We start from the raw sequence: 21,171 nt of genomic DNA, 5'->3' as shown, positions 1-21,171 counted from the left end.
TGACGGCTGGACCCGCGCCCGTGGTCATGGCAACCCTGGCCGCGGGCGCCGTCTGCGTCGTTACGTCCACACAGTCAAAGGAGTCGCAATGAGCAATCCTCGTGATGTCGTTGTACTGGTGGGAAGCCTGCGCAAGGATTCATACAACCGCAAACTGGCCAAGGCGCTGATCGCGCTGGCGCCGCCGCAGCTCAAGCTGGAGATTGTCGAGATCGGAGAGCTGCAGCTGTACAACCAGGACCTGGACGACAAACCTACCCAGGCCTGGACCACGTTCCGCGACCGCGTCCGCCGCGCCGACGCCGTGTTGTTCGTGACCCCGGAATACAACCGCTCCGTGCCCGCGCCGCTGAAGAACGCCATCGACGTGGGCTCGCGGCCCTACGGCAGCAGCGTCTGGGACGGCAAGCCTAGCGCCGTCATCAGCGCTTCGCCCGGCGCCATCGGTGGCTTCGGTGCCAACCAGCACCTGCGCCAGTCGATGGTGTTCCTCAATGTCCCGATGCTGCAGCAGCCTGAGGCGTATATCAGCGGCGTCGACAAGCTGCTTGATGAGCAGGGCGGGATCGCCAATGAATCGACCAAGGGCTTTCTCGGCAAATTTCTGACGACGTTTGCAGGCTGGATCGAGCGGACTGCGCCGCGCTGATACTGCCGGGGCGGGGCGCTGTGAACCTCGACGCGGTAGCCTGTAACCGCGGTTGGGGGGGCGTGTCAGGTTACGAAGGCGTGCGCATCCGCCCCGGCTCCTGTCAGCGAACGGTCAGAGGTCGAGTCGAGAACCGTCGAGTGCCATCCATGCCCAGAGGAGAAGCACCGGCATCCCGGCCAGCCAGCGCAGCCAAATGCTGCGGTTCATTGCCAGCAACGCCCAAATTGCAAGTGAGCAACCAAGCAGGAGTGCGAAGCACGACAGCAGGTAGTTCGCCTGTGATTGATATGCCCACATCGCCGCAGATGGTCCTTGGCCGCCGAACGGATAGTTCTCAGGGCCTGTCCAGGCTCCCCATATCTCTACCAGCATCAGCATGGCGACGAGACCGAGGATGCTGGAACCGACAGCCTTAATAGCGAACTTCCAGTTCCATGTCTTTGGCATAGTACAAAAACTCCTTGGCAAAGGAATTCATTGAACTGGTGAGGTCGATGCAACCTGCAGAGCCAGGGTAGCTTCCGCCGTGGATCGTGAAATTGCTTCGGCCAATCACGTTTGTCCCCGGGCGTGGCTGCAACCCAATGCGCCGGGTTCCCCAGGCTGTCGTACAGCCTGGCCATCGCCCGGCCTTGATGTTGATGAGCCTGAGAATGCAGGCAGCTCTGTTGAAGATGCTTGTATCTTCCCAGCGTTGAAAATCATCCTGCCGCGCGATGTACACGCCTTCCGGTATGGGGCCTGCGTCCTTGGTGGCCTGATGTTCCTTGGTCTGGTAGCCGGTCCGCCCTGAGACGGCAGGCCAACGCATCCGCGCTGCGCCGCCCTCTATCCACTGCAGCGACTTCCCGTCGAAAAGGAGCTTGGCCTTGCGCCAGTGAATTTCGCGCTCCAGTTCATCAAGCCTCAAAAGCTTGACAATCTCGTGCGGCGAATCCGGGCGGTTGAGCGTGTAGCCAAAGCGTTCTCTTACTAGCTCTTCAAGATCTCTGCGTAGGATGTTGTTATCCCGGATCTCGGATTCAAGGAAGCTCATCTGATTAAGCACCTCATAGCGTATTGTGGGCGGTGCGGGACGGCCCCTGTCGCGGGCGGGCACGCACCTTCCATTTGCGCGCAGAAGCCTTCGGGAATCAATCAGCGCATTCCGAATATGTATGTTATCTGTGCTGCACGTCTTCTAATTCTTGTAATGTCGGTGGCGGCGCTGATGTAGCCCAGTTAAGCGCGCATTCGCCGCCTCAGCACCGGCGTTGCCTCTATCGGTCTCAATCAGCCCCTCGGTGGTAAACTCAACGCGCTTCCGCTCATCAGCGAAAACTGCTGTTTCGCGGCAGACCGGCGAGGTAAATTTTGAGTTTTCTAAGTAGGAATATCGGTCCAGGTGGATCGTTGTGAAATGACTGATTATCAAGGGAAGATCGCTGCTGCAAGCCCGCGCCGGGTATCCGTGGCGCCGATGATGGACTGGACCGACCGCCATTGCCGTATGTTCCACCGCCAGCTCAGCCGCCACACCTGGCTGTACACCGAGATGGTGACCACCGGCGCGCTGCTGCATGGCGACGTCCCGCGCCACCTGGATTTCGATGCGGCCGAACACCCGGTCGCGCTGCAGTTGGGCGGCAGCGAGCCGGCCGATCTTGCCATGGCGGCCAAGCTGGGCCAGCAATGGGGCTATGCGGAAGTCAACCTGAACTGCGGCTGCCCGTCCGAGCGCGTGCAGCGCGGGGCCTTCGGCGCGTGCCTGATGGCCGAGCCGCAACTGGTGGCCGACTGCGTCAAGGCGATGCGCGATGCGGTGGACATCCCGGTCACCGTCAAGCATCGCATCGGCATCGACAAGATCGAGCACTACGATTTTGTTCGTGATTTCGTCGGCCGGGTGGCCGAGGCAGGTTGCGGCACGTTTATCGTCCACGCGCGCAATGCAATCCTGAAGGGCCTGAGCCCGAAAGAAAACCGTGAGATTCCGCCGCTGCGCTATGAGGTGGCGTACCAGCTCAAGCAGGAGTTTCCTGGGCTGGAGATCCTGATCAACGGCGGCATCGTCAGCTATGACGAGATGGCGGCCCACCTCGAGCACGTCGATGGCGTGATGATCGGTCGCGAGGCATACCATCAGCCCTATGTATTGGCCGAAATGGATGCGCGCTTCTATGGCGATGCGAGTGCGCCGGCACTGTCGCGGCTCGATGTCGAGCTGGCGATGCAGCGCTACATCGGCGACCTGGTGGAGCGGGGTGGCTATATGGGCGCGGTCACGCGCCACATGCTTGGCCTGCATCGTGGCATTGCGGGCGGGCGTGGCTGGCGCCGCGTGCTGTCGGATGCCAAGCGCATGAATGCGGCACGCACGCGTACCGATGTGGATGCACTCTTCGAAGAGGCGCGCGCGCACTTGCGGCCGCAGGCACAAGAGCCACTGGCCGCGTAAGCGAGCGTGGGCCGCGCGCGCACTGCCGAGGCCGCGCTCTAACTCCGAATCGTGAAAATGTGCATGGCTGCGCGGGGGTACCGCGCGCCGCGCTTGCAATGCCTGATCGCCCGGAAACCGGCGCCAGGAAAGGGATTCCCCTAATTCGCTGAGGCAGGGCACTTTCATACACTGTGCCTGCCCTCGAATACAGGGCTTTCTTCAACTGATTATTAGCCCGCTTCGGCGGGCTTTTTTTTTTCGTCGGCGCCTTTTGCTGCTGCGCCAGGTTTGTTGCTCTTCGTTTACCCGAATGGTGCATTCCCGGGATGACAGTTACAATGCAACCGCCTTCAGGGCATTTGAGATCGCTAAATTTAAGAGTCCGCGCTGCGGACTCTTTTTTTGCGCGCTCGCTTTGCATGCGCCAGACGAGGGGATTAGACGGTTGCCCTCGTAAAGAGTTCCATCGGTCACGCCAGCAGGCTAGCGCGTATGGCTGATGCCTACGTCCAGCGTGCCGTACGTCGTGATGCTCGATTCCCTGCCGTCCACCCCGCCGCCAGCGCATCCGCCGAGCAAGGCCGCCAATGCCGTCAGCGCAAGAATCCGCGCAGGCCATCTACACTTGATTTGCATTCCCGTTCCCTGCGTTCGTTGACGTGTCGATTTTGTCCGTGACGTCGATTGGGCTCGCATACGCTCGTGAGGTTCCATCGCCAGGTGCTGGCGTCACGGCAATGAGAGGGCAGGGTGGCCAAAAAAGAGGCAGGCGGCCCGATGGGGCGGACCGCCTGACGGGAAGGTCGAGGGGGGTCAATGTCCCTCAGGCACAAGTATCGCTTCGTGCATTTGCGGCATGAACCCTGCAGAGGTAGGGGCTGTGCACAGCATATTTCCGCGAGCGATCGATGGCATGCGCGAAGGCGCCAGCCGGGCGGGCGCCCTGGTCGGCGACCGTGATACGATCCCTCGCATTGCCCCAGGCGAGACAAGGCATGGATTGCGGACCGATGCCGGCAGGGGGAGCAGCGTGGAAAAAGCAAACGTGGAAAACGAAGCGCCGTTCGGCGTCGTCTATGAAGACTTCAGGGTGGTCTGGGTTGCCGAGCAACTGCAGGACGGCAAATGGACGGCACGCTACTGCTGGCACCCCGGCACTTCGGAAGCCGCTGGCAAGGCATTGCAGGAAGCCGTGCTGAATGGCAAGTCGCGCCGCTTGTTGGGGCAGTTCGATACCGAAGCCGAGACTGTCGAAGCCATCAAGCAGGCAGTGCTGCTTGAGGCAAAGTGGAGCCCGTCCCGAAGCTGAGCTTTCCTCTCAAAAAATATTGTGCTGGATACTAGCCATCCCGGAAAACTGTTTGTATAATCTTGGTTTTCGTCGATCAGCAACGTAACGCGCTGATGACCTCTACGGTGGCTGTAGCTCAGTTGGTAGAGTCCAGGATTGTGATTCCTGTCGTCGTGGGTTCGAGTCCCATCAGCCACCCCAAGTATTCATTAGGTTCCAAGGTTAAGGCCCACTGACTTAACCGGATTTTTGGAAGATGATCTTCCAATTTTTGGAACTTGATTTTCCGAAGGCCCACCCACTGCGGTGGGCTTTTTCGTTTCCGCGGAACCGGTCAGGCCGTGGGGCGCACCTTGCGGACGCGTCGCCGGTCGTAGACCTTGGCCACCATCTTTCCGTCGGCATGGCCGGTGGCGTCCGTGATGCGGTCGTCGCCTTCCTCCATCCGGTCAGTCACGGCACTGGGGCGCATGTCGGCCAGGGTGAACGGGCTGAACTCAATTTCGCGCTCAGTGGCAACTGTCTGGCAGTAGCCCATCAGTCGCTTCCAGATCGTGTTCCAGCCGCTGCGGCTGTACACCTGCCCTGACGAATTGCCGAACACATAGACGCTCGCTGTGCGCTGCAGGGCGAGGGCGTCGTTCACGGCTGTCCGCAGGGAGGGTGACCAGCGAACGAGCTTCGTGCGCTGGATCTGCCCGGCCTTGCGCTTACCCACCGGAACCACCAGGCCCTCGTCCGTCGCGGCTTGCCTCACCAGCGTGCGCATTTCTTCCGGGCGGCTGACCGTTAGGTAGGCCGTCTGTACACAGAGAGCGAGTACCAGGTAGCTGCCGCCGCGGGCCCGCCCAATCTCGAGCGCGAGAGCGATCTCATGAGGCTGGACATACTTTTGCCGTGGCCGGGTAGGGTTGTACTTGATGCCGCGGCATGGGTTGATCGGCAGTTCACCCAAGCGGCGCCCGTACTCGAGCACAGCAGACAGCAAGGCGATCTCCTTGTTGGCCTTGGCTGGGGCACCGAGTTCGGCTCGCCGATCCAGATACCGGTAGATGTGGTGCGGCTTGATCGCCGCCGGCTTGACCTTTCCGAAGACCTTGATCAGGTTTTTTGCCTCAACGCGGTTTTCGGTCAGCGTGATGTCCGCCTTTCGCATTTCGCTGTCGGCAGGCAGCCGGGTTTGCCATTTGAAGTACTCGCTGATCAGAGCTTCGGTGGTGCCGGCCAGCACAAAATTGCCGTTCAGTTCGTCGGCGCGCCGGCGCGCCTCCAGGTCGATTTCGGCAACGGCCTCGGGCTTGTTGCGCTGAGCTGACAGGCGGAAAGCCCATGTTCCGTTCGGCAGCTTGTACCCATAGCTGACTTTGAACTTCCCCTCGCGCCGGTACAAGCGGAACGGCAGGCCATCAGGGGTCTTGCGGCGGGAAATCATGCGATCAGTGCTTCGAAGTTTGGTTCGTCTTCGGCGCCATCGTTGGCGCTCTGGTTGGCGGTCCCGGTCATGCGGGCCGCGTAGTATGCGCGACTCACCTGGGGCACCCCAGCGATATTCACCGCGTAGGGCCAGCCGTGCTTTGTGAGCCAGCGCTTCATGCAGCTGTGGCTGGTCGGACGACAGCCGACCAGCTCCGCAAGCTCGGTCATCGTGAGATAGGTGCCGACGCCGAGGCTGTTCATTTCGTCACCCCGCGCCAGACGTAGTCGCCCTTGTCCTCCTGCATGGCCGGCTCGTCGGCGGCGCAGGGGCACTCGTAGCCAGAAAGGTTATCGGCCACCGGCCGCCAGAAATTGCGCACCAGGCCGTGCGGCACGTGGTTGTCTTCTTTGGCGTCGATCAGGTCGAATTGCGCCAGACACCAGAGCGCTTCGGCGCTGCTGGCACGCCGCGTACCTCCGCGCCCGCTGTTCTTGCTGATGCTCAGGTGGTACTCGGGGCCAAGATCGGGCTGGCCCGGATCGTGCGCCACCTCGACCGCGCTGAATGTCGCTATGCCGGTCTCGGGATGCACCCAGGCCTCGCAGGCAAAGCCCATCGCAGCGGCGCGCATGATAGCTTCGATTTCCGCTCCCGTCTCGCGAATCCAGCCTGGGCCGGTGGGGCGCTTGGGTTTGATGATGGACTCGATCATGGGCGCTCCGGATCTGGCCGTTGCGGCCGCCAGGCGTTGAAGGGGAACCCGAGCTTGGTGTGGAAGCGCTGAGCGGCGGCGGGGTTGCTGTCCAACTCGCTGCGCGAGGCGATGCCGCACACGGCGCGGACCACGGCGGCAGCGCGCTCGGTGTCGCGCAGCGCGCCGAACTGCGCCCAGACCTCCGGGTAGCGTTCGGCTAGGAAACGACGGAATTCGACATTGCCGCCCAGAATGCCGGCAGTCCGGGCGAGGGCCAGGCGGCTCATCTACCGTCCCCCGAAGAGTTGGAGGAGACCGCGGCGCGCCGCCGGTGCCGGCTCAACGATTTCCGCCTCGGCGGCGGGCGCTTCCCGGCCGCGTGCCAAGCCGGCGACGTCCAGCGACACGCCCTGGAATACTTCGGTAATCAGGCCCGGAACTGCCTGCGCCAGGTCGCGATCCATGTCGGCGAAGTTGACGCAGTGCAGGGTGCGCAGGAGCTGGTAGGCCTTGCCGCCCTGAGCGATGCCCAGCAGTTGCAGGCAGGTGTCGATGGTGCAGATGCTGAAATGCCCCTGCGCGAACATTTTGCGCAGGGCGGCTTCGATGGCCTTTTGCTCGAGATCGGTCATGCGGCGACTCCTAGCTTCTTGACTTCCTTGGTGGACCAGCTCGCCATCTCCGGCACGTTTGCCCGCACCAGAGCTGCCGCCATCGGCGGGCTGACGCTGTTGCCGCACATGCGGACCTGGGCGTGCTTGGGCAGTCGGCGGCCATTAATGACCGGGGCGATTACGTAGCTGCTCGGAAAGCCCTGCGCCGCGTAAAGCTCGTGCGGCTCCAGCATGCGCATGCCGATGTCGGCGATCTGATATTGCTCGCCGGCCACCGTGACCAAGCCCAGCCGGTCCTTGGTCGGGATGGTGTGCATCGGGTCGCGGCAGTCCTGATCCTGGCCGCCCTCGCTGTAGTACTTCACCAGGAAGGCGCGGACCTCTCCGATGTGCGTGCCGCCGGCGGTGACCGTCGAGACCGGCTCATCGGCGGCACTTCCGGTGCATTCGCCGCGCAGCTTCACCAGGTTGGACGAAACCAGCGCATGGTGGTCGGCGGTTGTGATGGTGCTTGCCGGCGTATCGAGGCCGACGCCGGGCCCGTCGTAGTTGCCACCGTAGTGCTTGGCGAGGAAGGCCGACACCAGCGCGTGCTTGACGCCGCCAGCGACGGCCGTGCCCAGCGGCTTGTCCAGCCCCGGTGCGCGGGGTGCCTGACCAGGTCGCTCGCCATAGCCGGTCTGCACCAGAGTCGCGGAAGCCAGCGCAAAGTGCCCGCCCTTGACCTCGGCGCACTGCGTGCGCAGGGGCTCGTCGGCGCGGAAATTGCGCTGACCGGAAGCGTTGGCGCACTCGGTCAAGATCGGCGCTGCGGCGCTGGCCGGCAGCTTCACCACATACGGCTCAGCCGCGTCGATGACGTAACGGCGCAGGCCGCGGGCGATACGGCGCTGCGTGGCCTCGGCCAGGGGCGGCGCAGGAACCCATGCCCGTTTGCTCTTGCTCCACCGCTTGCGGTCGAAGATCGAGGGGCACTGGATCGACCAGTCGATGCACTCGGCGGCTGTACGCCATGGCTTGCGCTCCCTAGCCTTCACCGCGGCGCTATCGGGCGAGCCGTGCGTCGGCTCCGGCCAGACGATGGGTTTGCCGTCGCAGCGGGCGATCAGGAACAGACGTTTGCGGATGGTCGGAGCGCCATAGTCGCAGGCACGCATCTCACGCCATTCGACGGCGTAGCCCTTCTCATGCAGCTGGCGCACGAAAGAGCGGAAGGTGTCGCCCTTGCGCCTCGGGCAGGGGTTCCCGTCGGCCAGTACCGGGCCCCACGTCTGGAACTCTTCCACGTTCTCCAGGATGATGACGCGAGGGCGCACCAGTGCCGCCCAGCGCATCGCCACCCAGGCCAGGCCGCGGATCTTCTTGTCGCGCGGCTTGCCGCCCTTGGCCTTGCTGAAGTGCTTGCAATCCGGGCTAAACCAGGCGAGGCCGACCGGCCGGCCTTTCACCAGGTCGAGCGGATCCACGTCCCACACACTCTCGCAGTGGTGCTCGGTCTGAGGGTGGTTCATGGCGTGCATGCCCACGGCCTCGGGGTCGTGGTTGATAGCGATGTCGGCGTGCCGGCCAAGGGCCAGCTCAATGCCGCAGCTCGCGCCACCGCCACCGGCGAAATTATCGACGATAATCTCCGGTGCGATGTCGAGCAGGAATTGGTCGCGAATCATATTGCGATGCCTTCATAAGGGATGAGAACAATGGCAAGAGAGATCAAAGGCACTACCGTCATCGACGGGGCATTCAAGTACGTTTTCTCGACGGTCGAAGAAGCCGAAGATTTTCTGGTCTGCCTGGAGGACGGAGGTACGGCAATGCAGTGCGCCATGAAATTCAAACCGCTTCGCGTGGAGCCCATTTCTCCGCCGTCTAACGAAGCAAGCTTCGAGATGTAACCTGCTCTGCTTACCCAGGTTGCCGACCCGCTGCGTCTCGGCCTCTTGGAGCATGCTTCCACCACTGCGCGGGCTTGCCGGCAGTGCCGTAGTCGAAAGGCGTGAACACTTGGCCGAGCGGCCCCTTATCGCGCAGGAAGCCCCAGGGTTTGACGTCCTTGGCTGGCACGACGAACAGCGACCAGACCTCACGTGGCGTATGGACGCCGATCAGCGGGCCGGGGCAGAGGATCACGCGGTGGAAGGTGTCGCCGGTCAGGAAATTGATCCAGCGCACCGCGCGCGTGCCGCTGCGCGTGGCCTCGTAGTACCAGCCAAGCAGGATCAGCGACAGGGCCCAGCGCCAGGGGTGGTCATGTAGGCCCCGGTCCGGATCAGAGCCCACAAAGCGGTGCAGGTAGACCCGGATCCCGAACACGGCGCAGACGAAATAGCGCTCGAGGTAGGGGCGGTTGCCGTCCGAGATGATCTTGACGGGCCGGCGGGCGGAGTAGGCGAGCAGGAGGCGGCGCAGCATGTCAACGCCCTCCAAGCAAACGCAAGAAGCCGCGGCGCGGCTCGCCGGCGGGCTCAACGACCTCAGCCACCACAGGGGCCGCGGCAGCTTGCACTCGCGACATCAGCGCAGGGACATCGAACGAAATCCCCTGAAAGAGCTCGCCGATCATGCTAGGTACAGCGTGCGCCAGCTCGCGATCCATGTCGGAGAAGTCGACGCAGTGCAGGGCGTGCAGGAGCTGATATGTCTTGCCACCCTTCGGTATGTTGAGAAGTCCCAGGCAACTGTCGACGGTGCAGATGCTGAAATGGCCCTGCGCGAACATCTTCCGCAGTGCGGCCTCGATGACTTGTTTCTCCAGGGCGGTCATGCGAAGTGCCTCCCGTGCAGTTCGTCGAGTTTGTCAACCTGGGCGCCGGTGAGGCCGGTGACCTGGCCGGAGGCGGCCTCGGCGGCAAGCTTACGGACAAAGTCCTGCTCCCACTCGCTCAGGTCACGAGTGCCAAGTAAGCCTTCAAGGCGCTTGATCATGGTGGCGGTGCTGACCAGCTTCATCGCGAGGTCTCCCTCTCTGCAAGTCGCTTGATGAATCGGTAGTTGGAATAGGCGCCGAGGGCGACTACGCCGAAGAAGGCGAGTGCCATGACGACCGAGTAGATGTAGCCGCTCATGTGAATCAGGCAGCCTCAGCAAGTGAGAAGAGCGCCGGCTGTTCATCGTCGCAGTCCACCAGGTGGCCCTCTATGTCCGACATGACGTGAACGCCATCGAAGCGGACCCACTGGACGCGCGTTTCACCGTTCGGGCCGGCGCCGCGGAACAGCCGCACCGGTTGCGCGGGAATGACTGCGCAGCCTTCGTCATAAGTCGGGTCTTCCTTGGTCAGGGGGATGCCTGCTGCCTTCATGTAGGCGATTTCCAGTTCATCCAGCTTGGCGATGTCGCCCTTGCGGGCAGCGCGCGTCGCTTGACGCTTGATTTCGTCGACGTTCATGGTGGTGTCCTTGTTATGCGCGAAGGGGGGCCAGCACGCCTCGCCAGCTACCGTCTTGAAGAAGGCAGGCGCCGCTCTTCTCGCCCGCCCAGGAAAGGGATACCTGCTCGGTCTTCACTTGGCCGAGCAGGCGCAGTAGCTGAGTGCCATCGAAGGAGCCCTCGAGGTGCGATTCATAACCGCGGCCCCTGAGCTCGATGTCGGCATCGACGGCCTGAACAGTGTCCGAGATGGTGACTGCGCACAGATCGCCGTCCTGCTCGAAGCGGATAACCCCGTTGTTGTCGAACACCTTGTGCAGCGGGCATACCTTGAGCAAGTCGTCGCGCGAGAACGTAACGAACTGATCTGGCACAGGGAAAAGACGGCGCCATTCGAAGTACTTGGGCGGCGGGCGGTTGCAAATGACTCTGACGCCCGCGCGGCTGCCCACCAGGTGGCTCTGGTAGATCTGGAAATGGTCTGCGCCAACTGCTGCCAGAAGCGATGCGCCCTCGGAGGTAACGGGCACTCCGAATTTCTCGCATTCGATGGGCAGGCAGTTCGCGGCCAGCATGAAGCCGTCGCAGCCCACAGCGTGGATGGCCGATCCGTCGGATTCCAGCCATAGGTTGCGCAGGAACGGCTTGTCGTGAACCTTCTGCCCCGCGATCGCGAATGCCACGGTGGGGATCATCGTCGTCAGGCCCGGGGCATCAAACTCGGCGATCGGCTCACCTTCGATGTTCGGGGACGGGAAGCTGGCGCCGGGGATGGTCGGCACGGTGACCCGGCACGAGCCGGCGCGGGCGACAACCTTGGCGTCCTTCTTGGAAAAGACGACGGCGGCAGCGGCCATGCCGGCAATTGCCTGGAGCTTGTCCGCGGGCACGCAAACATCGACGTCGTCAGGACCGATGCTGGCCGGGACAGTTGCGATGGCCGTAACGTAGCCGTCCGAGCCGGTGAAGGTTAGGACCGAGGAGCCGGCTTCACCTTCTACGCGGATGTGCGTCAGCGCCTGGAGGGGCGACCTCGCGGCTGCGGCTTGCGCTGCCGTCTTGAGGGCTTCGGTTAAATGGTTGCCAGCGATCGAGAACATTGTCACTGTCCGTTCGGTTGAGAAATGGATGCGGCGAACTGCTCGCGCACGATCACCAGGCGGGCCAGCGCATCCTGCGCGGCCATCGAGTAGAAGTTTTCGCACTGAACGACGCCGTCGATAGCGGCGACGATCTCCTGCGCCGACGGGAGACCGGGCGGAATCGGTGCTTTGCCCACGAGACTGGCGCGCTCGGCAAAGGCCTTGTTGTTCTCCGCGGTGCGGACGCGATAGCCAGGGAAGCTCATGCTGCTTTCACCTGCACATTGCGCGCGCCGCACAGCAGGCCGCGGTTGATGGCAGCGTCATGAGCGGCCCACCAGCTGGCGAAGCGGCCCGTATAGACGCACTGACGGTTGATGAAGATGCGGAAGGTCACGATTGCCTCCAGATCGGGGTAGCAGTGGGAGCGTCCGGGTTGAACGCGGCGTACAGGCCAGAGAGGGCGATAACGCCGGCGGCCGTAGCAAACCAGAAGGCGATGGCGCGGAGGAACTTCATGCGTAGGCTCCCTGCTCGGCACGGAGCGCTTCGCGGTGCTTCTTCAACGCTGCCTTGTAGCTGGCCTTGGCTTCCTTCTTGGTCGGTGCCCAGTCGCCTTGCACATCCCGGTCGCCCGGGATGCCGTAGTTCCGATCCCACGTCAGGCGGTACATGCGGTACTGGCGCGTCGTCTTCCATTCGCCGTAGGCGCGGTGGCTGCGCTCCTCGAACTCAGGCAGGCGGATACCACACAGAAACTCGCCGAACGAATCGCCAGCGCAACCGTCGGCGCGAAGATATTCCTCATAGCGCGTCGGCTTCTTGGGCTCCGGCAAAGACGCGATCGCCAGCGCGCGGCCCGCGTCGGTCATGTAGAAGACGACATCGTCTTCCGGTAAGAATCTAGGACGATGGCCGCGGATCATCAGGCCAGCCGCTTCCAGCTGCTCAAGGTCCGCCATGTCGTGGTGGCCAGGGCTGGCGACGAAGTGGTTGCGGTACGGCTCGCGGCGATGCTCGCTGATGCCCAGCGTGTGCTGCAGCAGCGCGATCTGCGCATGGGTGGGTGTGTTCATGCCACACCTCCAGCGCGCTTGATGACGGCCGCGCGCTCATTGGCGCGGGTGATGCCCTCGCCGTCGACATCGTCTAGAGCGTTGCGCTGGGCCAGCACCGCCTTCTGGCTGACCGAGAGCAGACCCAGCATGTTGCGGATGATCTGATGGGCGGCTTGCAGCTCACGCACTAGCTCGGCCTGGACGTTGGCCGCGGTGGCCTGGCGGATGGCGGCTTGATCGGGCGTCATGCTGCCTCCGTTGTCGGCTTGGCTTCTGGTGTGAGCTGTTCGAGCGCTTCCGCCGTCAGGCCCATCGAAATCTTCAGGCGTCCCTTCGTCAGGGTGACGATGCGGTATGCGCCTTCGCTGCGGTCGACCAGCGAGAAGCCGGCGCCGACGAGGGCGCGGAAGGCCTCGTTGTCGCCCTTCAGGATTGCGGTCGGCAAGAAGCTGAGGCCACCACGCAGGGCGTCAGCCCCGATTTCGGCGCCTGAGATGGTGTAGCCGGCCTCTTTGATGGCGGCGTGTTCGGCCTCCAGCAGGGCCAGCTGCGCGTCGATCTTCTTGAGTTCCTTGAGCCGGGCGCTGTGGCGCAGCTCCTCACGCTTCATCGCCTGCTGGCGCAGGGGGAGCTTCCAGATGTCGATGAGGGCAATACGGCGAGTCATGCCACACCTCGCGCCATCAGGACGTCGTGTGCCACCTGGCGGCTGATAGCCAGCAGGGAGGCCTCACGGGTACGGCAGATCACGGGCTGATCCGCGGCGTCAGCCAAGACGTAGTTGACGTTGGCGCCGACCAGTACCTGCCCGATCGCGTCGAGCATGTCGGTCAGCAAGGAGCCGACTCGGGCTGCGTAGGCGTCATCGGACTCGCCGGCGCGACGGCGGGTGTTCCGCACGATAAACAGCTTGCTGAGGTGGCGGATGGCGTCGTCGCCTTCGCAGAAGGACTCGACATTGCCGCGCGCGATCTGCGCGGCGATGTCTGCCCGGGCCTGTTGGTGGTTCATGGCGGGGGCTCCTCAGTGCACGGAAATGTCAGTGCAGCCGTCGACCTCGGCGCGGACGGCGAAGGAGAGGGCGTCGGTCAGCTTGTCGAAGCGGGTGACGCAGCGGCAGCCGAGCAGCGTGTAGACGACGGCGTAGACGGGCAGAGCGGTGGCCATGGCGATCTCCTCAGCGAGCAATGGAGAGGGTGGCGGTCAGGGCGCGGTGCAGTTCCGCCATGGTCGGCAGAAGCACCAGGGCGACTGCGCCGACGACCAGGATGGCGGTAATGCAGGTGAGGAGGAGGGTGCTGGCTCGCATGTCGGACTCCGGTGGCAGGTTGCAGTTTTTTCGTTGCCGTGAGTCAACAATAGCAAACTGCTATTCATCATGCAATAGCAAAATGCGATTGAAACCGGAGATCCACAGAAGTGCGTAGCTGTTCACTGCTGAAACATACTTTTGCCTGATATGGCGGAGAGGTCCTGCGCGCTAATCTGCCTGGACAACAAGCACCGGGGGAGAGGGTCATGAAAGCGATTTTGATTGCGGGCGCGGTTGCCATTGGTCTGGTCGGGTGTGCTGCTCCGCCGCCCCTCTACACCGATAGTGGAAAGCCGGAGGTGTCCATCCCGAACACCAACCGGAGGCAAGTTATCGATGCAATCGTGGACATGGCCCACCAGAGCGAGGCCAGAGTCAAGTCCGCGACCGACTACTCAGTTGTGCTGGGGCGGAAGATGGACGGCAATTCCGCTGGCGACTTCGTTGCGGCGGTGCTGTTTGGCTCGAACTACGATCGCACACCGGAGGCGAGGACTACATTCAACGTGCTCGAGCTTTCCGGAGGCACGAAGGTCTACGCCAGTGCTGACTTGGTGACGAACCCAGGTAGCGCGTTTGAGCGAACCCAGAACCTGACGGCTGGCAAAGGGCCCGAGCTAATGAACTTTCTGGCTCGCCTGAAGGCCCGTTTCGCAAGCTCAGAGCAGCCTGCTGCTCCAGGGCCCGCGGCGCAAGCTCTTGGCTCGCCGCAAATCAACCAGGTGCGTCAGCCAGTGGTGGCTGCAAAGCCCAGCCCTGGGCCTTTCTCGAGCATGGCTGAGGAACTTGCCCTGCGAGACATGTGCACGCCAGTCGGCTACGCACTCCGCACGGCAACAAGCCAGGCCGGCGACACCTACCGGGTGAACTGCATGGGCGGGATGGTCAAGGAGTACGCTTGCGCCGGCCAGAGTTGCTTGCCGGCCCGCTAGTCGGTGTACGAAAATTTGCTAGGAGACCACGATGAGCCGACAACTAGAAGCTAACGTGCAGGAGATCAAGGACCGTGTGACCCGCATGGAGTCACGCGTGGTGCAGCTGGGCGATCACGTCGGCGCGAACCTGCGCGCCAAGCTGCGTATTCACCGGGTGCGGGACGCTAGCGGCGACCAGTATGTCGAGGTGGATTCCTACGATGTGTCGATCAGCCGCATCCTGACCGAACTGGAAGAGGCGGGCTGGAGCGGTGACGTAGGCGTGAACGTGCGGGGTCGGCGCATCGCCACGCTGCATGTGAAATGAGCCGGGATTTGTGCCCGCCGACGCCGGTCAGGACAGTTCGCCGGCTCGGTGAGACCTTGGATGTCTTGATTTCGGCCTAGACTGGAACTGCAACATATGTCCGCTCCAGCTGGGGCGAGGAGGGAATCCCATGGCCCAAGAGTTCTTGGAAGACGTGGTGGCCAGCTACAACGAGTATTGCGAGTGGGTATGGGCTGGCCGAAAGAACGAGGACTTGGGCGATGAGCTGCTTGAGGACCTGATCGAGCGCATGAAGAACTTCTTCTTCGTGGCCAGCGATCTCGATCCCATCTCCCTAAAGATTGCCAAGGGTAGCTCCGATTTGGAGCTGACCGTCAGTGGCAATCGGCTAGGCATCGAGTTGCCCAAAAGCTCGGAAGATGGCGACGTGGAGACCCGTTGGATTGACGGCGAGTAGCCGATGAACCGGCGATGCTTGCGCAAGAAAGAACTAAGCCCGCCATCCGGCGGGCTTAGTCTTTAAGGACTCTCTATCATTGCTTGGCGAATCGAAGAATCGCCTGCGCATCATCATATGGGACGACCGAACTGTTGGGGGCTGTGTTCAGTTCCGTTACGACGTCCCTGTATGCGCGTGACAGTAGGGCATCGGATTGAGCGGGCGCGTTGACTGCAAACATTACTTGTTGGGGTAATTGCTGCTCTGTGTGCAAGCGCTTTATTTTGCCGAGCCATTCCCATCCGTGGTCGAAAATCGCAGCAGGATCGTCATGTGCAAGGTGGAGAGGCTTAATCGCCTTTATAGGCATGCCCTCCCAATTCACACGCACGAAAGGAAACTTGGCATGGTATGCCTCGTTGCCAATCTTTCGAGCCTTGAATAGAGCTGTTAGATCTGCCGCGCGTAACGTGCTTTGGATGTGCTTCTCGAGAATCTGCTCTTGGTACGCCTTAGTAGCAAAGGCTCTCCCAACGGCGTGCTCAAAGACTTTTATGAGTTCGCTAGCCGGTTCGTCGGCCAGAACAACTCGCACGTCAGCAAATCGAATCATCGACTCGCGTGGTCGCACCAGCTCTCTAAAGAGATGCGTTGCCTGGACTTGTGAGTCCAACACCTGCCCATAGAGTTCTTTGACACGATTCAATTCGTCTCGCAAGGCATCACGAGCGGCTCGATAGACCTTGGCGTCAAGCTCTTCAAAGAAAGCGGTTATGCGTCGAACCCTGGTCAGAAGCTTGAAGTCGAAATAGCCTGTCTTTGGGCAGACCATGACCACTCCAACATTGGCGAACTCACCGGTCTCGACGTATGGCATGAAGCGAACGATCGCGTACTGGCATGCGTATTTCATTTCGCTCCTCCCCAAAATCCATCTGCTTGTGAGAACGCTGTCAATTGTGAAAGGATTTTGTCAGCGTCGAATGTTGTTGGCACGCCCTCGTCGACCCACCACCACTCTTCGGGACAACTGTCGCATGCTACGGTGAACTGAGCAATGGCTGCTTCCAGGCGCTGCTCGTAGGTAGCTACGGTGACACAATCAGCAACAATGCGGCCCCATTCAGCTCGAAAAATGTGACTGAAAAAGAACTCTGCGGGGTTGAAGGCGTCATCGAACGCCTGGTTCTGGTCAATGACTACCACGCGCTCGGTGGTCGGGTTCCAGAGAAGGTTGGGGTTGCCGCCCAGCGCTGTAAGGCTGCGGTCACCATTGCGAACCCACCAGTCGAACACCAGTATATCCGATCGCGTCTCGATGGGGACCGAGCCAACCTGGGGCCACGAAACCTCAAGGGCGTGCGACAGCGCCAAGGATCCAAACGCGGGTCCGGTACCCAATTCCTGCTGGTCGATTGGCAGCATTTCTACCAACTCAGCCGGCACATCAACAATAGTGAAGGGAGCAATTGGCAAGCCAAACGCCAAGCCAATATTGCCGGCCACCCATTCGCAAATCTGGCTGCGTCGGGAAGCGTGTTTCCCCTTCACGTAGTAGAGTTTGCCATCCTCCGCGCGGCATCGGAACGGTCTAGTTACACCTTGTTCAGCCCGCCCCAGGACTTCAATGATGGTTGGATATGTCATCCGAAAATTTTCGTGCGATGTCTTGTGGTTCTGATTGTCTTTGCCGCTGCTGGCGGGCGGCTTCGCGGGCGCATGCTATGGCATGACGGCGCGCGAATTGGATCCCACTTGAGAGGGGGGTGCGAAAGTGCAACAGCCCAGTGGATGCCCTTAAGGGGTTGCCCTTAGAGGCGCTCGATAGCCTGCTGCTCGGCGATGGTGCTTAGCAGGCCGGCCGCGCCAGCGGCTTCCAAGGGGTTTGCCTTGAAATTGCCGGTCAGCACGAATTCGTATCCCCGGTGTACTGTCCTCGCCACAAATGCAAGTCCACAGAGCTCGCCCGCTGTAGCCTTGCGCAGCAATTCCTGCGCAATCTCGACAGCTTCCCTATCCACCACCAGATTTGTGACGTTTGCCTGCACGGTTGACCCCACCTTCGAGCGTGCTCTTTAGCCTTTGTCTTTGTTCTGAGACATTCTCGGCATAAGTGCGTGAGGCAACGGTACCACGTTCCGTGGCGTTTTCCGCAGGTGCTGAATTAAGCTTTTCTGAATCCAGATCTGCGAGCGCCTTAATTTGTGCGATCGCTACGCGCCTGGCGCTTTCCGACATCGATTTAAGCAGCTCGATGGCTTCCTGCAGTTCTCCCAAGGATTCAGCTTGCTCGTGGTCCATGCTGCCATGGGAGAGGCCCAGAGCGTCTTCTATCCGGCGGGCCGTGCGGCTACCCATGCCACGCCCGTCTGCCTGGTTCTTGATCTGGCTTAGATAGGCAGGCGCGATCCCCACCCGCTCAGCGAATGAGGTGATGGTCTGCTCGCCGATCAGGCGCAGGAGATTGAGTCGTCGGATCTCGCTGATGTCCATGCGGGCATTACATAGCATTTTGCTACGCGCTGGAATGCGCAAAATGCTTTTGACTTGCCACTAGCATTTTGCTATCGTAAATCCATCGATGACCACAGTTCAGTGAGCGTGGGATGGATGCAAAGACTTTCCTGAAGCAGTTCGGCGCGGAAGAGGCTGCGCGCGTGAGCGAAGCCGCTGGGACCAACTACGCCTATTTCAGCCAGATAGCCCATGGGCATCGACGCCCATCGGTCCGGCTCACCGAGCGACTGGTGGTGGCCTCGGAAGGCAAGCTCGATTTCGTTTCGCTCCTGCAGTCAAAGGACCACCAAGCAACCGTGGCTGAATCAGCCGCTTCACCTGCGTAAAGACTGAAGCGACCACCGACAAGGAAACACCCATGAAGAACCTCTACGCCAGATTCGTGCTGTGGTTGATCGGGCCGGCATTGGACTGCCGGGAATCTTCCGGCAGCGAGTCAGATCTGTCGCCTGCGCAGCGGACGATGGTCGACGAAGCCATCTGTCGCCTTGTTGCGAGTGGCTGCACTGACCCAGAGTTAATCCAGGCCGCCGCCGGTGGGCTGGCGGTGGCGCTAGTGAGCAAGAGAAGGGCTACTTCTGACGGGTAGTCAGGTACTTGGCATAGGTCTCGATGAAGTTGGAGCAGAACTCTGCGAGCTCTGCGCCGCTGCCAGTGTGAACGCCTGACTGCGCGCCCAGCAAGTTCGGCTGATGTTCCAGGACATGTTTCAACAGGTCCTTTGCAGAACCGCGCGCTTGTTCGATTTCCATGTGTACCCCTTTCGTGGGTGGTTGAGAAGGTGAGAGACCTCAATTCTTCCACGGTTGAGGGTACGCACCAATTACCCGTTAGGCGGGCATGTCCGGCCGGCGGCGAGCAGCGATAGGCGAGCAAATCGCCAGGCTGTAGAGAGCTCGCGAGACCTATCAGCGGGCACCAGCGGGTTTGGGTTACCAACGGGGATTTCGGGATGACAGACCGGGACGAGGGCATGGCACGCAGCGGACGTAGCAACCTGTTCGGAAAGATGACCGCGGAGATACCCAAGGTGAAGGTGTCCTGGGAAACCCGCGAGGCCTTGGAGGCCAGGGCCACAGAGGTTGGCATGTCGCTCTCCGAATTCGTGCGCGAGCTGCTGATGGTCAGCGCCCACGGCGAGGACTTCATGAAGAGCATATACGCCGAGCGCATCAGCGTCGTGGCGAGAAAGGGGTGAGATCGGGGGTGGGAATGGGGTGCTCTCACACCCCCGCAGTTCACGCCATTTACTCACGGCCAGGCATTGGGAAGGGAGACGCAGTGATTCACGAACTTACACCCCGGGCGCACGTGCGTTCGGCCGGCGCCGAGGCCTTCTGCCGCGGCAAGCAGGCCGACGAGAACCCGCACATGCCCGGCACCGATGCGCACCTCGAATGGCTCGCGGGCTACAAGGGCGAGCAGTACAACCCCGCGAACCATGTGCTCTCACGCCAGAGCCGGCGTCGCTGAAGGTTGTATCCATGGCCCGCATTCGCACCATCAAGCCGGATTTCTGGACCGACGAGAAGATCGTGGAGCTGCCATTCGAGGCGCGCCTGTTCTTCGTCGGCACCTGGAACTTTGCCGACGACAACGGCAATCTGCAGCGCTCAGCTCGCAAGCTGAAGATGCAGATTTTCCCGGCCGACGCCATCGATTGCGAGCCTGTCATTCAGCGGCTTCTTGCGCTGGGCCTGCTCACTGAGTACTCCGTGAATGGCGACACCTACCTGCACATTGTCGGGTTCGAGCGGCATCAGGTCATCAATCGCAAGTCCAAATCCGCCATCCCGCTTCCCGTTCAACTCACTGAAAGCAACGCGTCTGAGACCGGTGATTCACTGAATGCCTGTGGTTCTGGCCACCCTGATTCCGTGAATGAGGGTGGTACAGACCAATCCGATTCAGGGAGTGCTCATGGAGGACTCACTGAGGACTCACTGAGTCCTCACGCAGATGTCACGGAGGACTCACTGACGGAAGGGAAGGGAAGGGAAGGGAATAGGAAGGGAAAGGATAGTGGTAGTTCAATCGTCAGTGGTTCGCGCGCGACAGTGGGCGCGACGATTCCCAACCCTCCGACTGGTGAAGGGCATTGGGCGTCGCACTTCCGCGAGCGGCACGGCGTCGAGATCGACGTCTGCAGCATCCACGACCGCAAGAAGGCTTGGCCGATCTTCGCTGGCTGGGTCAACGCCGGCCTGACGCTGGAGCGCGTCGATGCCGCGGTGGCCCAGGCCCGCAAGGAGGCCAAGGAGCCGATCGCATTCCTGCCGGCATACGTCGACCGCGTGCTTGCGTCGCAGGCGCCAGGCACGACCACAGCCGAAACCAGGGCGCAGGATCGCGCCAACGTCCACGCCACCCTCACCGGGAGGAAACCGAGCCATGAACGCACCCCAGAGACCTTCGATGTTGACGCCCGCGTCGTCGGCTGACTGGCCGGCCGGCGCCATCCCAGAGTCCTGGGTGGACAGCCTGTTCGCACGCATGTCGGGCATGTACGGCTCCAAGTTCGCCGACCTATGGCGTGGCACGGATCTCGCTGCCGTGCGTCGCCTGTGGGGCAAGGAACTGGCCAGCCTGTCGCGCGACGAGCTGCGGCGCGCGAGTGACGCATTGCTGGGGCGCAGCTTCCCCCCGACGCTTCCCGAATTCCTGGCGCTTGCGCGGCCCCGGGTCAACTATGACGCGGCGCTCTACGAGGCAACCCAGCAGCTGCACCTGCGCACCGAAGGCAGAGACACCTGGACGAACCCGGCCTTCTACTGGGCGGCGATCAAGGTGGGCGAGTTCGACATGATGAACCTGAGCCACGGGGCGCTCATCAAGCGCTACGCCGCGGCACTCGACAGCGTGCTTGCACAGGACCAGATCCCGGATGTGCCGGAGAGGCGAGTCGCCTTGCCAGCGCCTGGCCGTGGCCGCGCCAGCCCGGAGCGGGTCGAGGCCGCCATGCGCGAGGTCCGGGCGACAACGAAAGAGCCCGGGAACAAGCGCTGGGCCGAGCGGATTGTGGAGCACGACAAGGCCGGCGAGAAGATCGCACTTGGCGTGCTGAGGATGGCCCAGGTAGCGCTTGGCCTGCGATCTGGCTTTTGAAC

At 61.9% G+C, this 21,171-nt stretch carries 40 protein-coding genes and 1 tRNA gene; 14 read left to right on the top strand and 27 right to left on the bottom strand.

The window, feature by feature from the left end:
- Nucleotides 1–88 precede the first annotated feature (88 nt).
- Nucleotides 89–649 (top strand): NADPH-dependent FMN reductase, encoded by a 561-nt coding sequence (locus tag CF68_RS19330; RefSeq protein WP_035821767.1) that lies wholly within the window; start codon nucleotides 89–91, stop codon nucleotides 647–649.
- A 114-nt stretch (nucleotides 650–763) separates the two neighbouring features.
- Here the strand turns inward: CF68_RS19330 and CF68_RS37130 are convergent, their stop codons facing one another.
- Nucleotides 764–1,099: a hypothetical protein gene (locus CF68_RS37130; protein WP_152548517.1), complete on the bottom strand. Its 336-nt coding sequence runs from the start codon at nucleotides 1,097–1,099 to the stop codon at nucleotides 764–766.
- Complete coding sequence (locus tag CF68_RS36335) at nucleotides 1,065–1,688, bottom strand: L,D-transpeptidase (RefSeq protein ID WP_051591596.1); 624 nt, start codon at nucleotides 1,686–1,688, stop codon at nucleotides 1,065–1,067. The genes CF68_RS37130 and CF68_RS36335 overlap by 35 nt, the downstream gene beginning before the upstream one ends.
- 363 nt (nucleotides 1,689–2,051) lie before the next feature.
- Between CF68_RS36335 and dusA the strand changes: the two genes are divergently transcribed.
- The 3 genes from dusA (at nucleotide 2,052) to CF68_RS19310 (ending at nucleotide 4,563) form a co-directional block, all read left to right on the top strand.
- Nucleotides 2,052–3,089, top strand: a complete 1,038-nt coding sequence (gene dusA / locus CF68_RS19320; protein WP_035821765.1) for a tRNA dihydrouridine(20/20a) synthase DusA — start codon at nucleotides 2,052–2,054, stop codon at nucleotides 3,087–3,089.
- A 1,027-nt stretch (nucleotides 3,090–4,116) separates the two neighbouring features.
- Nucleotides 4,117–4,380 (top strand): hypothetical protein, encoded by a 264-nt coding sequence (locus tag CF68_RS19315; protein WP_035821762.1) that lies wholly within the window; start codon nucleotides 4,117–4,119, stop codon nucleotides 4,378–4,380.
- 107 nt (nucleotides 4,381–4,487) lie between these two features.
- A tRNA-His gene (locus CF68_RS19310) sits at nucleotides 4,488–4,563 on the top strand.
- Nucleotides 4,564–4,696: 133 nt separating this feature from the next.
- Here CF68_RS19310 and CF68_RS19305 read toward each other — a convergent pair.
- From CF68_RS19305 to CF68_RS19280, 6 genes are read right to left on the bottom strand one after another with little or no spacing between them, the layout of a single operon-like run.
- Nucleotides 4,697–5,794, bottom strand: coding sequence for a hypothetical protein (locus tag CF68_RS19305; RefSeq protein ID WP_035821760.1), 1,098 nt, complete (start codon nucleotides 5,792–5,794; stop codon nucleotides 4,697–4,699).
- Nucleotides 5,791–6,039: a DUF4224 domain-containing protein gene (locus tag CF68_RS19300; RefSeq protein ID WP_035821758.1), complete on the bottom strand. Its 249-nt coding sequence runs from the start codon at nucleotides 6,037–6,039 to the stop codon at nucleotides 5,791–5,793. The genes CF68_RS19305 and CF68_RS19300 overlap by 4 nt, the downstream gene beginning before the upstream one ends.
- Nucleotides 6,036–6,491: a hypothetical protein gene (locus tag CF68_RS19295; RefSeq protein WP_035821756.1), complete on the bottom strand. Its 456-nt coding sequence runs from the start codon at nucleotides 6,489–6,491 to the stop codon at nucleotides 6,036–6,038. Before CF68_RS19295 ends, CF68_RS19300 begins: the two co-directional genes overlap by 4 nt.
- Nucleotides 6,488–6,760, bottom strand: a complete 273-nt coding sequence (locus CF68_RS19290; RefSeq protein ID WP_035821754.1) for a hypothetical protein — start codon at nucleotides 6,758–6,760, stop codon at nucleotides 6,488–6,490. The genes CF68_RS19295 and CF68_RS19290 overlap by 4 nt, the downstream gene beginning before the upstream one ends.
- The gene (locus tag CF68_RS19285; RefSeq protein ID WP_035821751.1) at nucleotides 6,761–7,105 is read right to left on the bottom strand and encodes a hypothetical protein; all 345 of its coding nucleotides are present in this window, start codon (nucleotides 7,103–7,105) and stop codon (nucleotides 6,761–6,763) included. It abuts the gene before it with no gap.
- On the bottom strand, nucleotides 7,102–8,754 hold the full coding sequence (locus CF68_RS19280) for a DNA cytosine methyltransferase (RefSeq protein WP_051591595.1): 1,653 nt from the start codon (nucleotides 8,752–8,754) through the stop codon (nucleotides 7,102–7,104). Before CF68_RS19280 ends, CF68_RS19285 begins: the two co-directional genes overlap by 4 nt.
- A gap of 30 nt (nucleotides 8,755–8,784) precedes the next feature.
- On the opposite strand from CF68_RS19280, the gene CF68_RS19275 reads away from it, so the two are divergent.
- Nucleotides 8,785–8,979, top strand: a complete 195-nt coding sequence (locus tag CF68_RS19275) for a hypothetical protein (protein WP_035821748.1) — start codon at nucleotides 8,785–8,787, stop codon at nucleotides 8,977–8,979.
- Between the two features lie 10 nt (nucleotides 8,980–8,989).
- Here the strand turns inward: CF68_RS19275 and CF68_RS19270 are convergent, their stop codons facing one another.
- The 14 genes from CF68_RS19270 to CF68_RS38975 form a co-directional block, all read right to left on the bottom strand.
- Nucleotides 8,990–9,496, bottom strand: a complete 507-nt coding sequence (locus CF68_RS19270; RefSeq protein WP_035821746.1) for a hypothetical protein — start codon at nucleotides 9,494–9,496, stop codon at nucleotides 8,990–8,992.
- A gap of 1 nt (nucleotide 9,497) precedes the next feature.
- Nucleotides 9,498–9,848 carry a hypothetical protein gene (locus tag CF68_RS19265; RefSeq protein WP_035821744.1) on the bottom strand — a complete coding sequence of 117 codons (351 nt, stop codon included), beginning with the start codon at nucleotides 9,846–9,848 and terminating at the stop codon, nucleotides 9,498–9,500.
- Nucleotides 9,845–10,033, bottom strand: a complete 189-nt coding sequence (locus CF68_RS19260; protein WP_035821742.1) for a hypothetical protein — start codon at nucleotides 10,031–10,033, stop codon at nucleotides 9,845–9,847. The genes CF68_RS19265 and CF68_RS19260 overlap by 4 nt, the downstream gene beginning before the upstream one ends.
- A 121-nt stretch (nucleotides 10,034–10,154) precedes the next feature.
- A complete protein-coding gene (locus CF68_RS19255) occupies nucleotides 10,155–10,472 on the bottom strand; it encodes a hypothetical protein (RefSeq protein ID WP_035821740.1) in 318 nt (105 codons plus the stop codon).
- Between the two features lie 13 nt (nucleotides 10,473–10,485).
- Nucleotides 10,486–11,553, bottom strand: a complete 1,068-nt coding sequence (locus CF68_RS19250; RefSeq protein WP_035821738.1) for a hypothetical protein — start codon at nucleotides 11,551–11,553, stop codon at nucleotides 10,486–10,488.
- A 2-nt stretch (nucleotides 11,554–11,555) separates the two neighbouring features.
- Nucleotides 11,556–11,801 carry a hypothetical protein gene (locus CF68_RS19245; RefSeq protein WP_035821736.1) on the bottom strand — a complete coding sequence of 82 codons (246 nt, stop codon included), beginning with the start codon at nucleotides 11,799–11,801 and terminating at the stop codon, nucleotides 11,556–11,558.
- Nucleotides 11,798–11,932, bottom strand: a complete 135-nt coding sequence (locus tag CF68_RS38985; protein ID WP_022539353.1) for a hypothetical protein — start codon at nucleotides 11,930–11,932, stop codon at nucleotides 11,798–11,800. The genes CF68_RS19245 and CF68_RS38985 overlap by 4 nt, the downstream gene beginning before the upstream one ends.
- Nucleotides 11,929–12,054 (bottom strand): hypothetical protein, encoded by a 126-nt coding sequence (locus tag CF68_RS38980; protein WP_255351117.1) that lies wholly within the window; start codon nucleotides 12,052–12,054, stop codon nucleotides 11,929–11,931. The genes CF68_RS38985 and CF68_RS38980 overlap by 4 nt, the downstream gene beginning before the upstream one ends.
- The gene (locus CF68_RS19240; RefSeq protein WP_035821734.1) at nucleotides 12,051–12,611 is read right to left on the bottom strand and encodes a hypothetical protein; all 561 of its coding nucleotides are present in this window, start codon (nucleotides 12,609–12,611) and stop codon (nucleotides 12,051–12,053) included. The genes CF68_RS38980 and CF68_RS19240 overlap by 4 nt, the downstream gene beginning before the upstream one ends.
- On the bottom strand, nucleotides 12,608–12,841 hold the full coding sequence (locus tag CF68_RS19235; RefSeq protein ID WP_035821732.1) for a hypothetical protein: 234 nt from the start codon (nucleotides 12,839–12,841) through the stop codon (nucleotides 12,608–12,610). Before CF68_RS19235 ends, CF68_RS19240 begins: the two co-directional genes overlap by 4 nt.
- A complete protein-coding gene (locus tag CF68_RS19230; protein ID WP_035821730.1) occupies nucleotides 12,838–13,260 on the bottom strand; it encodes a hypothetical protein in 423 nt (140 codons plus the stop codon). The genes CF68_RS19235 and CF68_RS19230 overlap by 4 nt, the downstream gene beginning before the upstream one ends.
- Nucleotides 13,257–13,604, bottom strand: a complete 348-nt coding sequence (locus CF68_RS19225; RefSeq protein WP_035821728.1) for a hypothetical protein — start codon at nucleotides 13,602–13,604, stop codon at nucleotides 13,257–13,259. Before CF68_RS19225 ends, CF68_RS19230 begins: the two co-directional genes overlap by 4 nt.
- A gap of 12 nt (nucleotides 13,605–13,616) precedes the next feature.
- The gene (locus CF68_RS37490) at nucleotides 13,617–13,760 is read right to left on the bottom strand and encodes a hypothetical protein (RefSeq protein WP_161786870.1); all 144 of its coding nucleotides are present in this window, start codon (nucleotides 13,758–13,760) and stop codon (nucleotides 13,617–13,619) included.
- 10 nt (nucleotides 13,761–13,770) lie between these two features.
- Nucleotides 13,771–13,902 carry a hypothetical protein gene (locus tag CF68_RS38975; protein WP_255351116.1) on the bottom strand — a complete coding sequence of 44 codons (132 nt, stop codon included), beginning with the start codon at nucleotides 13,900–13,902 and terminating at the stop codon, nucleotides 13,771–13,773.
- Between the two features lie 209 nt (nucleotides 13,903–14,111).
- Between CF68_RS38975 and CF68_RS35545 the strand changes: the two genes are divergently transcribed.
- The 3 genes from CF68_RS35545 (at nucleotide 14,112) to CF68_RS19210 (ending at nucleotide 15,565) form a co-directional block, all read left to right on the top strand.
- Nucleotides 14,112–14,837, top strand: coding sequence for a hypothetical protein (locus CF68_RS35545; RefSeq protein ID WP_051591594.1), 726 nt, complete (start codon nucleotides 14,112–14,114; stop codon nucleotides 14,835–14,837).
- 31 nt (nucleotides 14,838–14,868) lie between these two features.
- The gene (locus CF68_RS19215; RefSeq protein WP_152548516.1) at nucleotides 14,869–15,147 is read left to right on the top strand and encodes a hypothetical protein; all 279 of its coding nucleotides are present in this window, start codon (nucleotides 14,869–14,871) and stop codon (nucleotides 15,145–15,147) included.
- 130 nt (nucleotides 15,148–15,277) lie between these two features.
- Nucleotides 15,278–15,565: a hypothetical protein gene (locus tag CF68_RS19210; RefSeq protein ID WP_035821723.1), complete on the top strand. Its 288-nt coding sequence runs from the start codon at nucleotides 15,278–15,280 to the stop codon at nucleotides 15,563–15,565.
- A gap of 76 nt (nucleotides 15,566–15,641) precedes the next feature.
- On the opposite strand, the gene CF68_RS19205 is transcribed toward CF68_RS19210, so the two are convergent.
- From CF68_RS19205 to CF68_RS35540, 4 genes are all read right to left on the bottom strand, one after another.
- Entirely contained in the window at nucleotides 15,642–16,460 is an 819-nt protein-coding gene (locus CF68_RS19205) for a DUF3037 domain-containing protein (RefSeq protein WP_035821720.1), read from the bottom strand.
- Complete coding sequence (locus CF68_RS38470; protein WP_035821718.1) at nucleotides 16,457–17,194, bottom strand: HipA family kinase; 738 nt, start codon at nucleotides 17,192–17,194, stop codon at nucleotides 16,457–16,459. The genes CF68_RS19205 and CF68_RS38470 overlap by 4 nt, the downstream gene beginning before the upstream one ends.
- A 164-nt stretch (nucleotides 17,195–17,358) precedes the next feature.
- Nucleotides 17,359–17,595: a hypothetical protein gene (locus tag CF68_RS19195; protein WP_152548515.1), complete on the bottom strand. Its 237-nt coding sequence runs from the start codon at nucleotides 17,593–17,595 to the stop codon at nucleotides 17,359–17,361.
- Nucleotides 17,561–18,040: a hypothetical protein gene (locus tag CF68_RS35540; RefSeq protein ID WP_051591593.1), complete on the bottom strand. Its 480-nt coding sequence runs from the start codon at nucleotides 18,038–18,040 to the stop codon at nucleotides 17,561–17,563. Before CF68_RS35540 ends, CF68_RS19195 begins: the two co-directional genes overlap by 35 nt.
- Before the next feature lie 113 nt (nucleotides 18,041–18,153).
- On the opposite strand from CF68_RS35540, the gene CF68_RS19185 reads away from it, so the two are divergent.
- Both CF68_RS19185 and CF68_RS19180 read left to right on the top strand, forming a co-directional pair.
- Nucleotides 18,154–18,390 carry a hypothetical protein gene (locus tag CF68_RS19185; protein ID WP_051591592.1) on the top strand — a complete coding sequence of 79 codons (237 nt, stop codon included), beginning with the start codon at nucleotides 18,154–18,156 and terminating at the stop codon, nucleotides 18,388–18,390.
- A gap of 32 nt (nucleotides 18,391–18,422) precedes the next feature.
- Nucleotides 18,423–18,653 carry a hypothetical protein gene (locus tag CF68_RS19180; protein ID WP_035821714.1) on the top strand — a complete coding sequence of 77 codons (231 nt, stop codon included), beginning with the start codon at nucleotides 18,423–18,425 and terminating at the stop codon, nucleotides 18,651–18,653.
- On the opposite strand, the gene CF68_RS19175 is transcribed toward CF68_RS19180, so the two are convergent.
- Nucleotides 18,637–18,816 (bottom strand): hypothetical protein, encoded by a 180-nt coding sequence (locus CF68_RS19175; RefSeq protein ID WP_035821712.1) that lies wholly within the window; start codon nucleotides 18,814–18,816, stop codon nucleotides 18,637–18,639. The two genes, CF68_RS19180 and CF68_RS19175, sit on opposite strands and share 17 nt — an antisense overlap.
- 200 nt (nucleotides 18,817–19,016) lie before the next feature.
- On the opposite strand from CF68_RS19175, the gene CF68_RS19170 reads away from it, so the two are divergent.
- From CF68_RS19170 to CF68_RS35530, 4 genes are all read left to right on the top strand, one after another.
- Nucleotides 19,017–19,262: a hypothetical protein gene (locus tag CF68_RS19170; protein WP_035821710.1), complete on the top strand. Its 246-nt coding sequence runs from the start codon at nucleotides 19,017–19,019 to the stop codon at nucleotides 19,260–19,262.
- Between the two features lie 83 nt (nucleotides 19,263–19,345).
- Nucleotides 19,346–19,537: a hypothetical protein gene (locus CF68_RS37125; RefSeq protein ID WP_152548514.1), complete on the top strand. Its 192-nt coding sequence runs from the start codon at nucleotides 19,346–19,348 to the stop codon at nucleotides 19,535–19,537.
- Nucleotides 19,538–19,548: 11 nt separating this feature from the next.
- A complete protein-coding gene (locus CF68_RS37485) occupies nucleotides 19,549–20,505 on the top strand; it encodes a hypothetical protein (protein WP_051591591.1) in 957 nt (318 codons plus the stop codon).
- The gene (locus CF68_RS35530; protein ID WP_152548513.1) at nucleotides 20,456–21,169 is read left to right on the top strand and encodes a hypothetical protein; all 714 of its coding nucleotides are present in this window, start codon (nucleotides 20,456–20,458) and stop codon (nucleotides 21,167–21,169) included. Before CF68_RS37485 ends, CF68_RS35530 begins: the two co-directional genes overlap by 50 nt.
- The last annotated feature ends 2 nt before the right edge of the window (nucleotides 21,170–21,171 follow it).

It is taken from the genome of Cupriavidus sp. SK-4 (assembly GCF_000611125.1).
GTDB lineage: Bacteria > Pseudomonadota > Gammaproteobacteria > Burkholderiales > Burkholderiaceae > Cupriavidus > Cupriavidus necator.
Note: the sequence above shows the minus strand (reverse complement) of the source record. Positions and strands in the feature narration are given on the sequence as shown.

Coding starts and splice junctions, on each gene's coding strand:
- CF68_RS19330 (WP_035821767.1), top strand. CDS start 89: ATGAGCAATCCTCGTGATGTCGTTGTACTGGTGGGAAGCCTGCGCAAG.
- CF68_RS37130 (WP_152548517.1), bottom strand. CDS start 1,099: ATGCCAAAGACATGGAACTGGAAGTTCGCTATTAAGGCTGTCGGTTCC.
- CF68_RS36335 (WP_051591596.1), bottom strand. CDS start 1,688: ATGAGCTTCCTTGAATCCGAGATCCGGGATAACAACATCCTACGCAGA.
- dusA (WP_035821765.1), top strand. CDS start 2,052: ATGACTGATTATCAAGGGAAGATCGCTGCTGCAAGCCCGCGCCGGGTA.
- CF68_RS19305 (WP_035821760.1), bottom strand. CDS start 5,794: ATGATTTCCCGCCGCAAGACCCCTGATGGCCTGCCGTTCCGCTTGTAC.
- CF68_RS19300 (WP_035821758.1), bottom strand. CDS start 6,039: ATGAACAGCCTCGGCGTCGGCACCTATCTCACGATGACCGAGCTTGCG.
- CF68_RS19295 (WP_035821756.1), bottom strand. CDS start 6,491: ATGATCGAGTCCATCATCAAACCCAAGCGCCCCACCGGCCCAGGCTGG.
- CF68_RS19290 (WP_035821754.1), bottom strand. CDS start 6,760: ATGAGCCGCCTGGCCCTCGCCCGGACTGCCGGCATTCTGGGCGGCAAT.
- CF68_RS19285 (WP_035821751.1), bottom strand. CDS start 7,105: ATGACCGATCTCGAGCAAAAGGCCATCGAAGCCGCCCTGCGCAAAATG.
- CF68_RS19280 (WP_051591595.1), bottom strand. CDS start 8,754: ATGATTCGCGACCAATTCCTGCTCGACATCGCACCGGAGATTATCGTC.
- CF68_RS19275 (WP_035821748.1), top strand. CDS start 8,785: ATGGCAAGAGAGATCAAAGGCACTACCGTCATCGACGGGGCATTCAAG.
- CF68_RS19270 (WP_035821746.1), bottom strand. CDS start 9,496: ATGCTGCGCCGCCTCCTGCTCGCCTACTCCGCCCGCCGGCCCGTCAAG.
- CF68_RS19265 (WP_035821744.1), bottom strand. CDS start 9,848: ATGACCGCCCTGGAGAAACAAGTCATCGAGGCCGCACTGCGGAAGATG.
- CF68_RS19260 (WP_035821742.1), bottom strand. CDS start 10,033: ATGAAGCTGGTCAGCACCGCCACCATGATCAAGCGCCTTGAAGGCTTA.
- CF68_RS19255 (WP_035821740.1), bottom strand. CDS start 10,472: ATGAACGTCGACGAAATCAAGCGTCAAGCGACGCGCGCTGCCCGCAAG.
- CF68_RS19250 (WP_035821738.1), bottom strand. CDS start 11,553: ATGTTCTCGATCGCTGGCAACCATTTAACCGAAGCCCTCAAGACGGCA.
- CF68_RS19245 (WP_035821736.1), bottom strand. CDS start 11,801: ATGAGCTTCCCTGGCTATCGCGTCCGCACCGCGGAGAACAACAAGGCC.
- CF68_RS38980 (WP_255351117.1), bottom strand. CDS start 12,054: ATGAAGTTCCTCCGCGCCATCGCCTTCTGGTTTGCTACGGCCGCCGGC.
- CF68_RS19240 (WP_035821734.1), bottom strand. CDS start 12,611: ATGAACACACCCACCCATGCGCAGATCGCGCTGCTGCAGCACACGCTG.
- CF68_RS19235 (WP_035821732.1), bottom strand. CDS start 12,841: ATGACGCCCGATCAAGCCGCCATCCGCCAGGCCACCGCGGCCAACGTC.
- CF68_RS19230 (WP_035821730.1), bottom strand. CDS start 13,260: ATGACTCGCCGTATTGCCCTCATCGACATCTGGAAGCTCCCCCTGCGC.
- CF68_RS19225 (WP_035821728.1), bottom strand. CDS start 13,604: ATGAACCACCAACAGGCCCGGGCAGACATCGCCGCGCAGATCGCGCGC.
- CF68_RS37490 (WP_161786870.1), bottom strand. CDS start 13,760: ATGGCCACCGCTCTGCCCGTCTACGCCGTCGTCTACACGCTGCTCGGC.
- CF68_RS38975 (WP_255351116.1), bottom strand. CDS start 13,902: ATGCGAGCCAGCACCCTCCTCCTCACCTGCATTACCGCCATCCTGGTC.
- CF68_RS35545 (WP_051591594.1), top strand. CDS start 14,112: ATGAAAGCGATTTTGATTGCGGGCGCGGTTGCCATTGGTCTGGTCGGG.
- CF68_RS19215 (WP_152548516.1), top strand. CDS start 14,869: ATGAGCCGACAACTAGAAGCTAACGTGCAGGAGATCAAGGACCGTGTG.
- CF68_RS19210 (WP_035821723.1), top strand. CDS start 15,278: ATGGCCCAAGAGTTCTTGGAAGACGTGGTGGCCAGCTACAACGAGTAT.
- CF68_RS19205 (WP_035821720.1), bottom strand. CDS start 16,460: ATGAAATACGCATGCCAGTACGCGATCGTTCGCTTCATGCCATACGTC.
- CF68_RS38470 (WP_035821718.1), bottom strand. CDS start 17,194: ATGACATATCCAACCATCATTGAAGTCCTGGGGCGGGCTGAACAAGGT.
- CF68_RS35540 (WP_051591593.1), bottom strand. CDS start 18,040: ATGGACATCAGCGAGATCCGACGACTCAATCTCCTGCGCCTGATCGGC.
- CF68_RS19185 (WP_051591592.1), top strand. CDS start 18,154: ATGGATGCAAAGACTTTCCTGAAGCAGTTCGGCGCGGAAGAGGCTGCG.
- CF68_RS19180 (WP_035821714.1), top strand. CDS start 18,423: ATGAAGAACCTCTACGCCAGATTCGTGCTGTGGTTGATCGGGCCGGCA.
- CF68_RS19175 (WP_035821712.1), bottom strand. CDS start 18,816: ATGGAAATCGAACAAGCGCGCGGTTCTGCAAAGGACCTGTTGAAACAT.
- CF68_RS19170 (WP_035821710.1), top strand. CDS start 19,017: ATGACAGACCGGGACGAGGGCATGGCACGCAGCGGACGTAGCAACCTG.
- CF68_RS37485 (WP_051591591.1), top strand. CDS start 19,549: ATGGCCCGCATTCGCACCATCAAGCCGGATTTCTGGACCGACGAGAAG.
- CF68_RS35530 (WP_152548513.1), top strand. CDS start 20,456: ATGAACGCACCCCAGAGACCTTCGATGTTGACGCCCGCGTCGTCGGCT.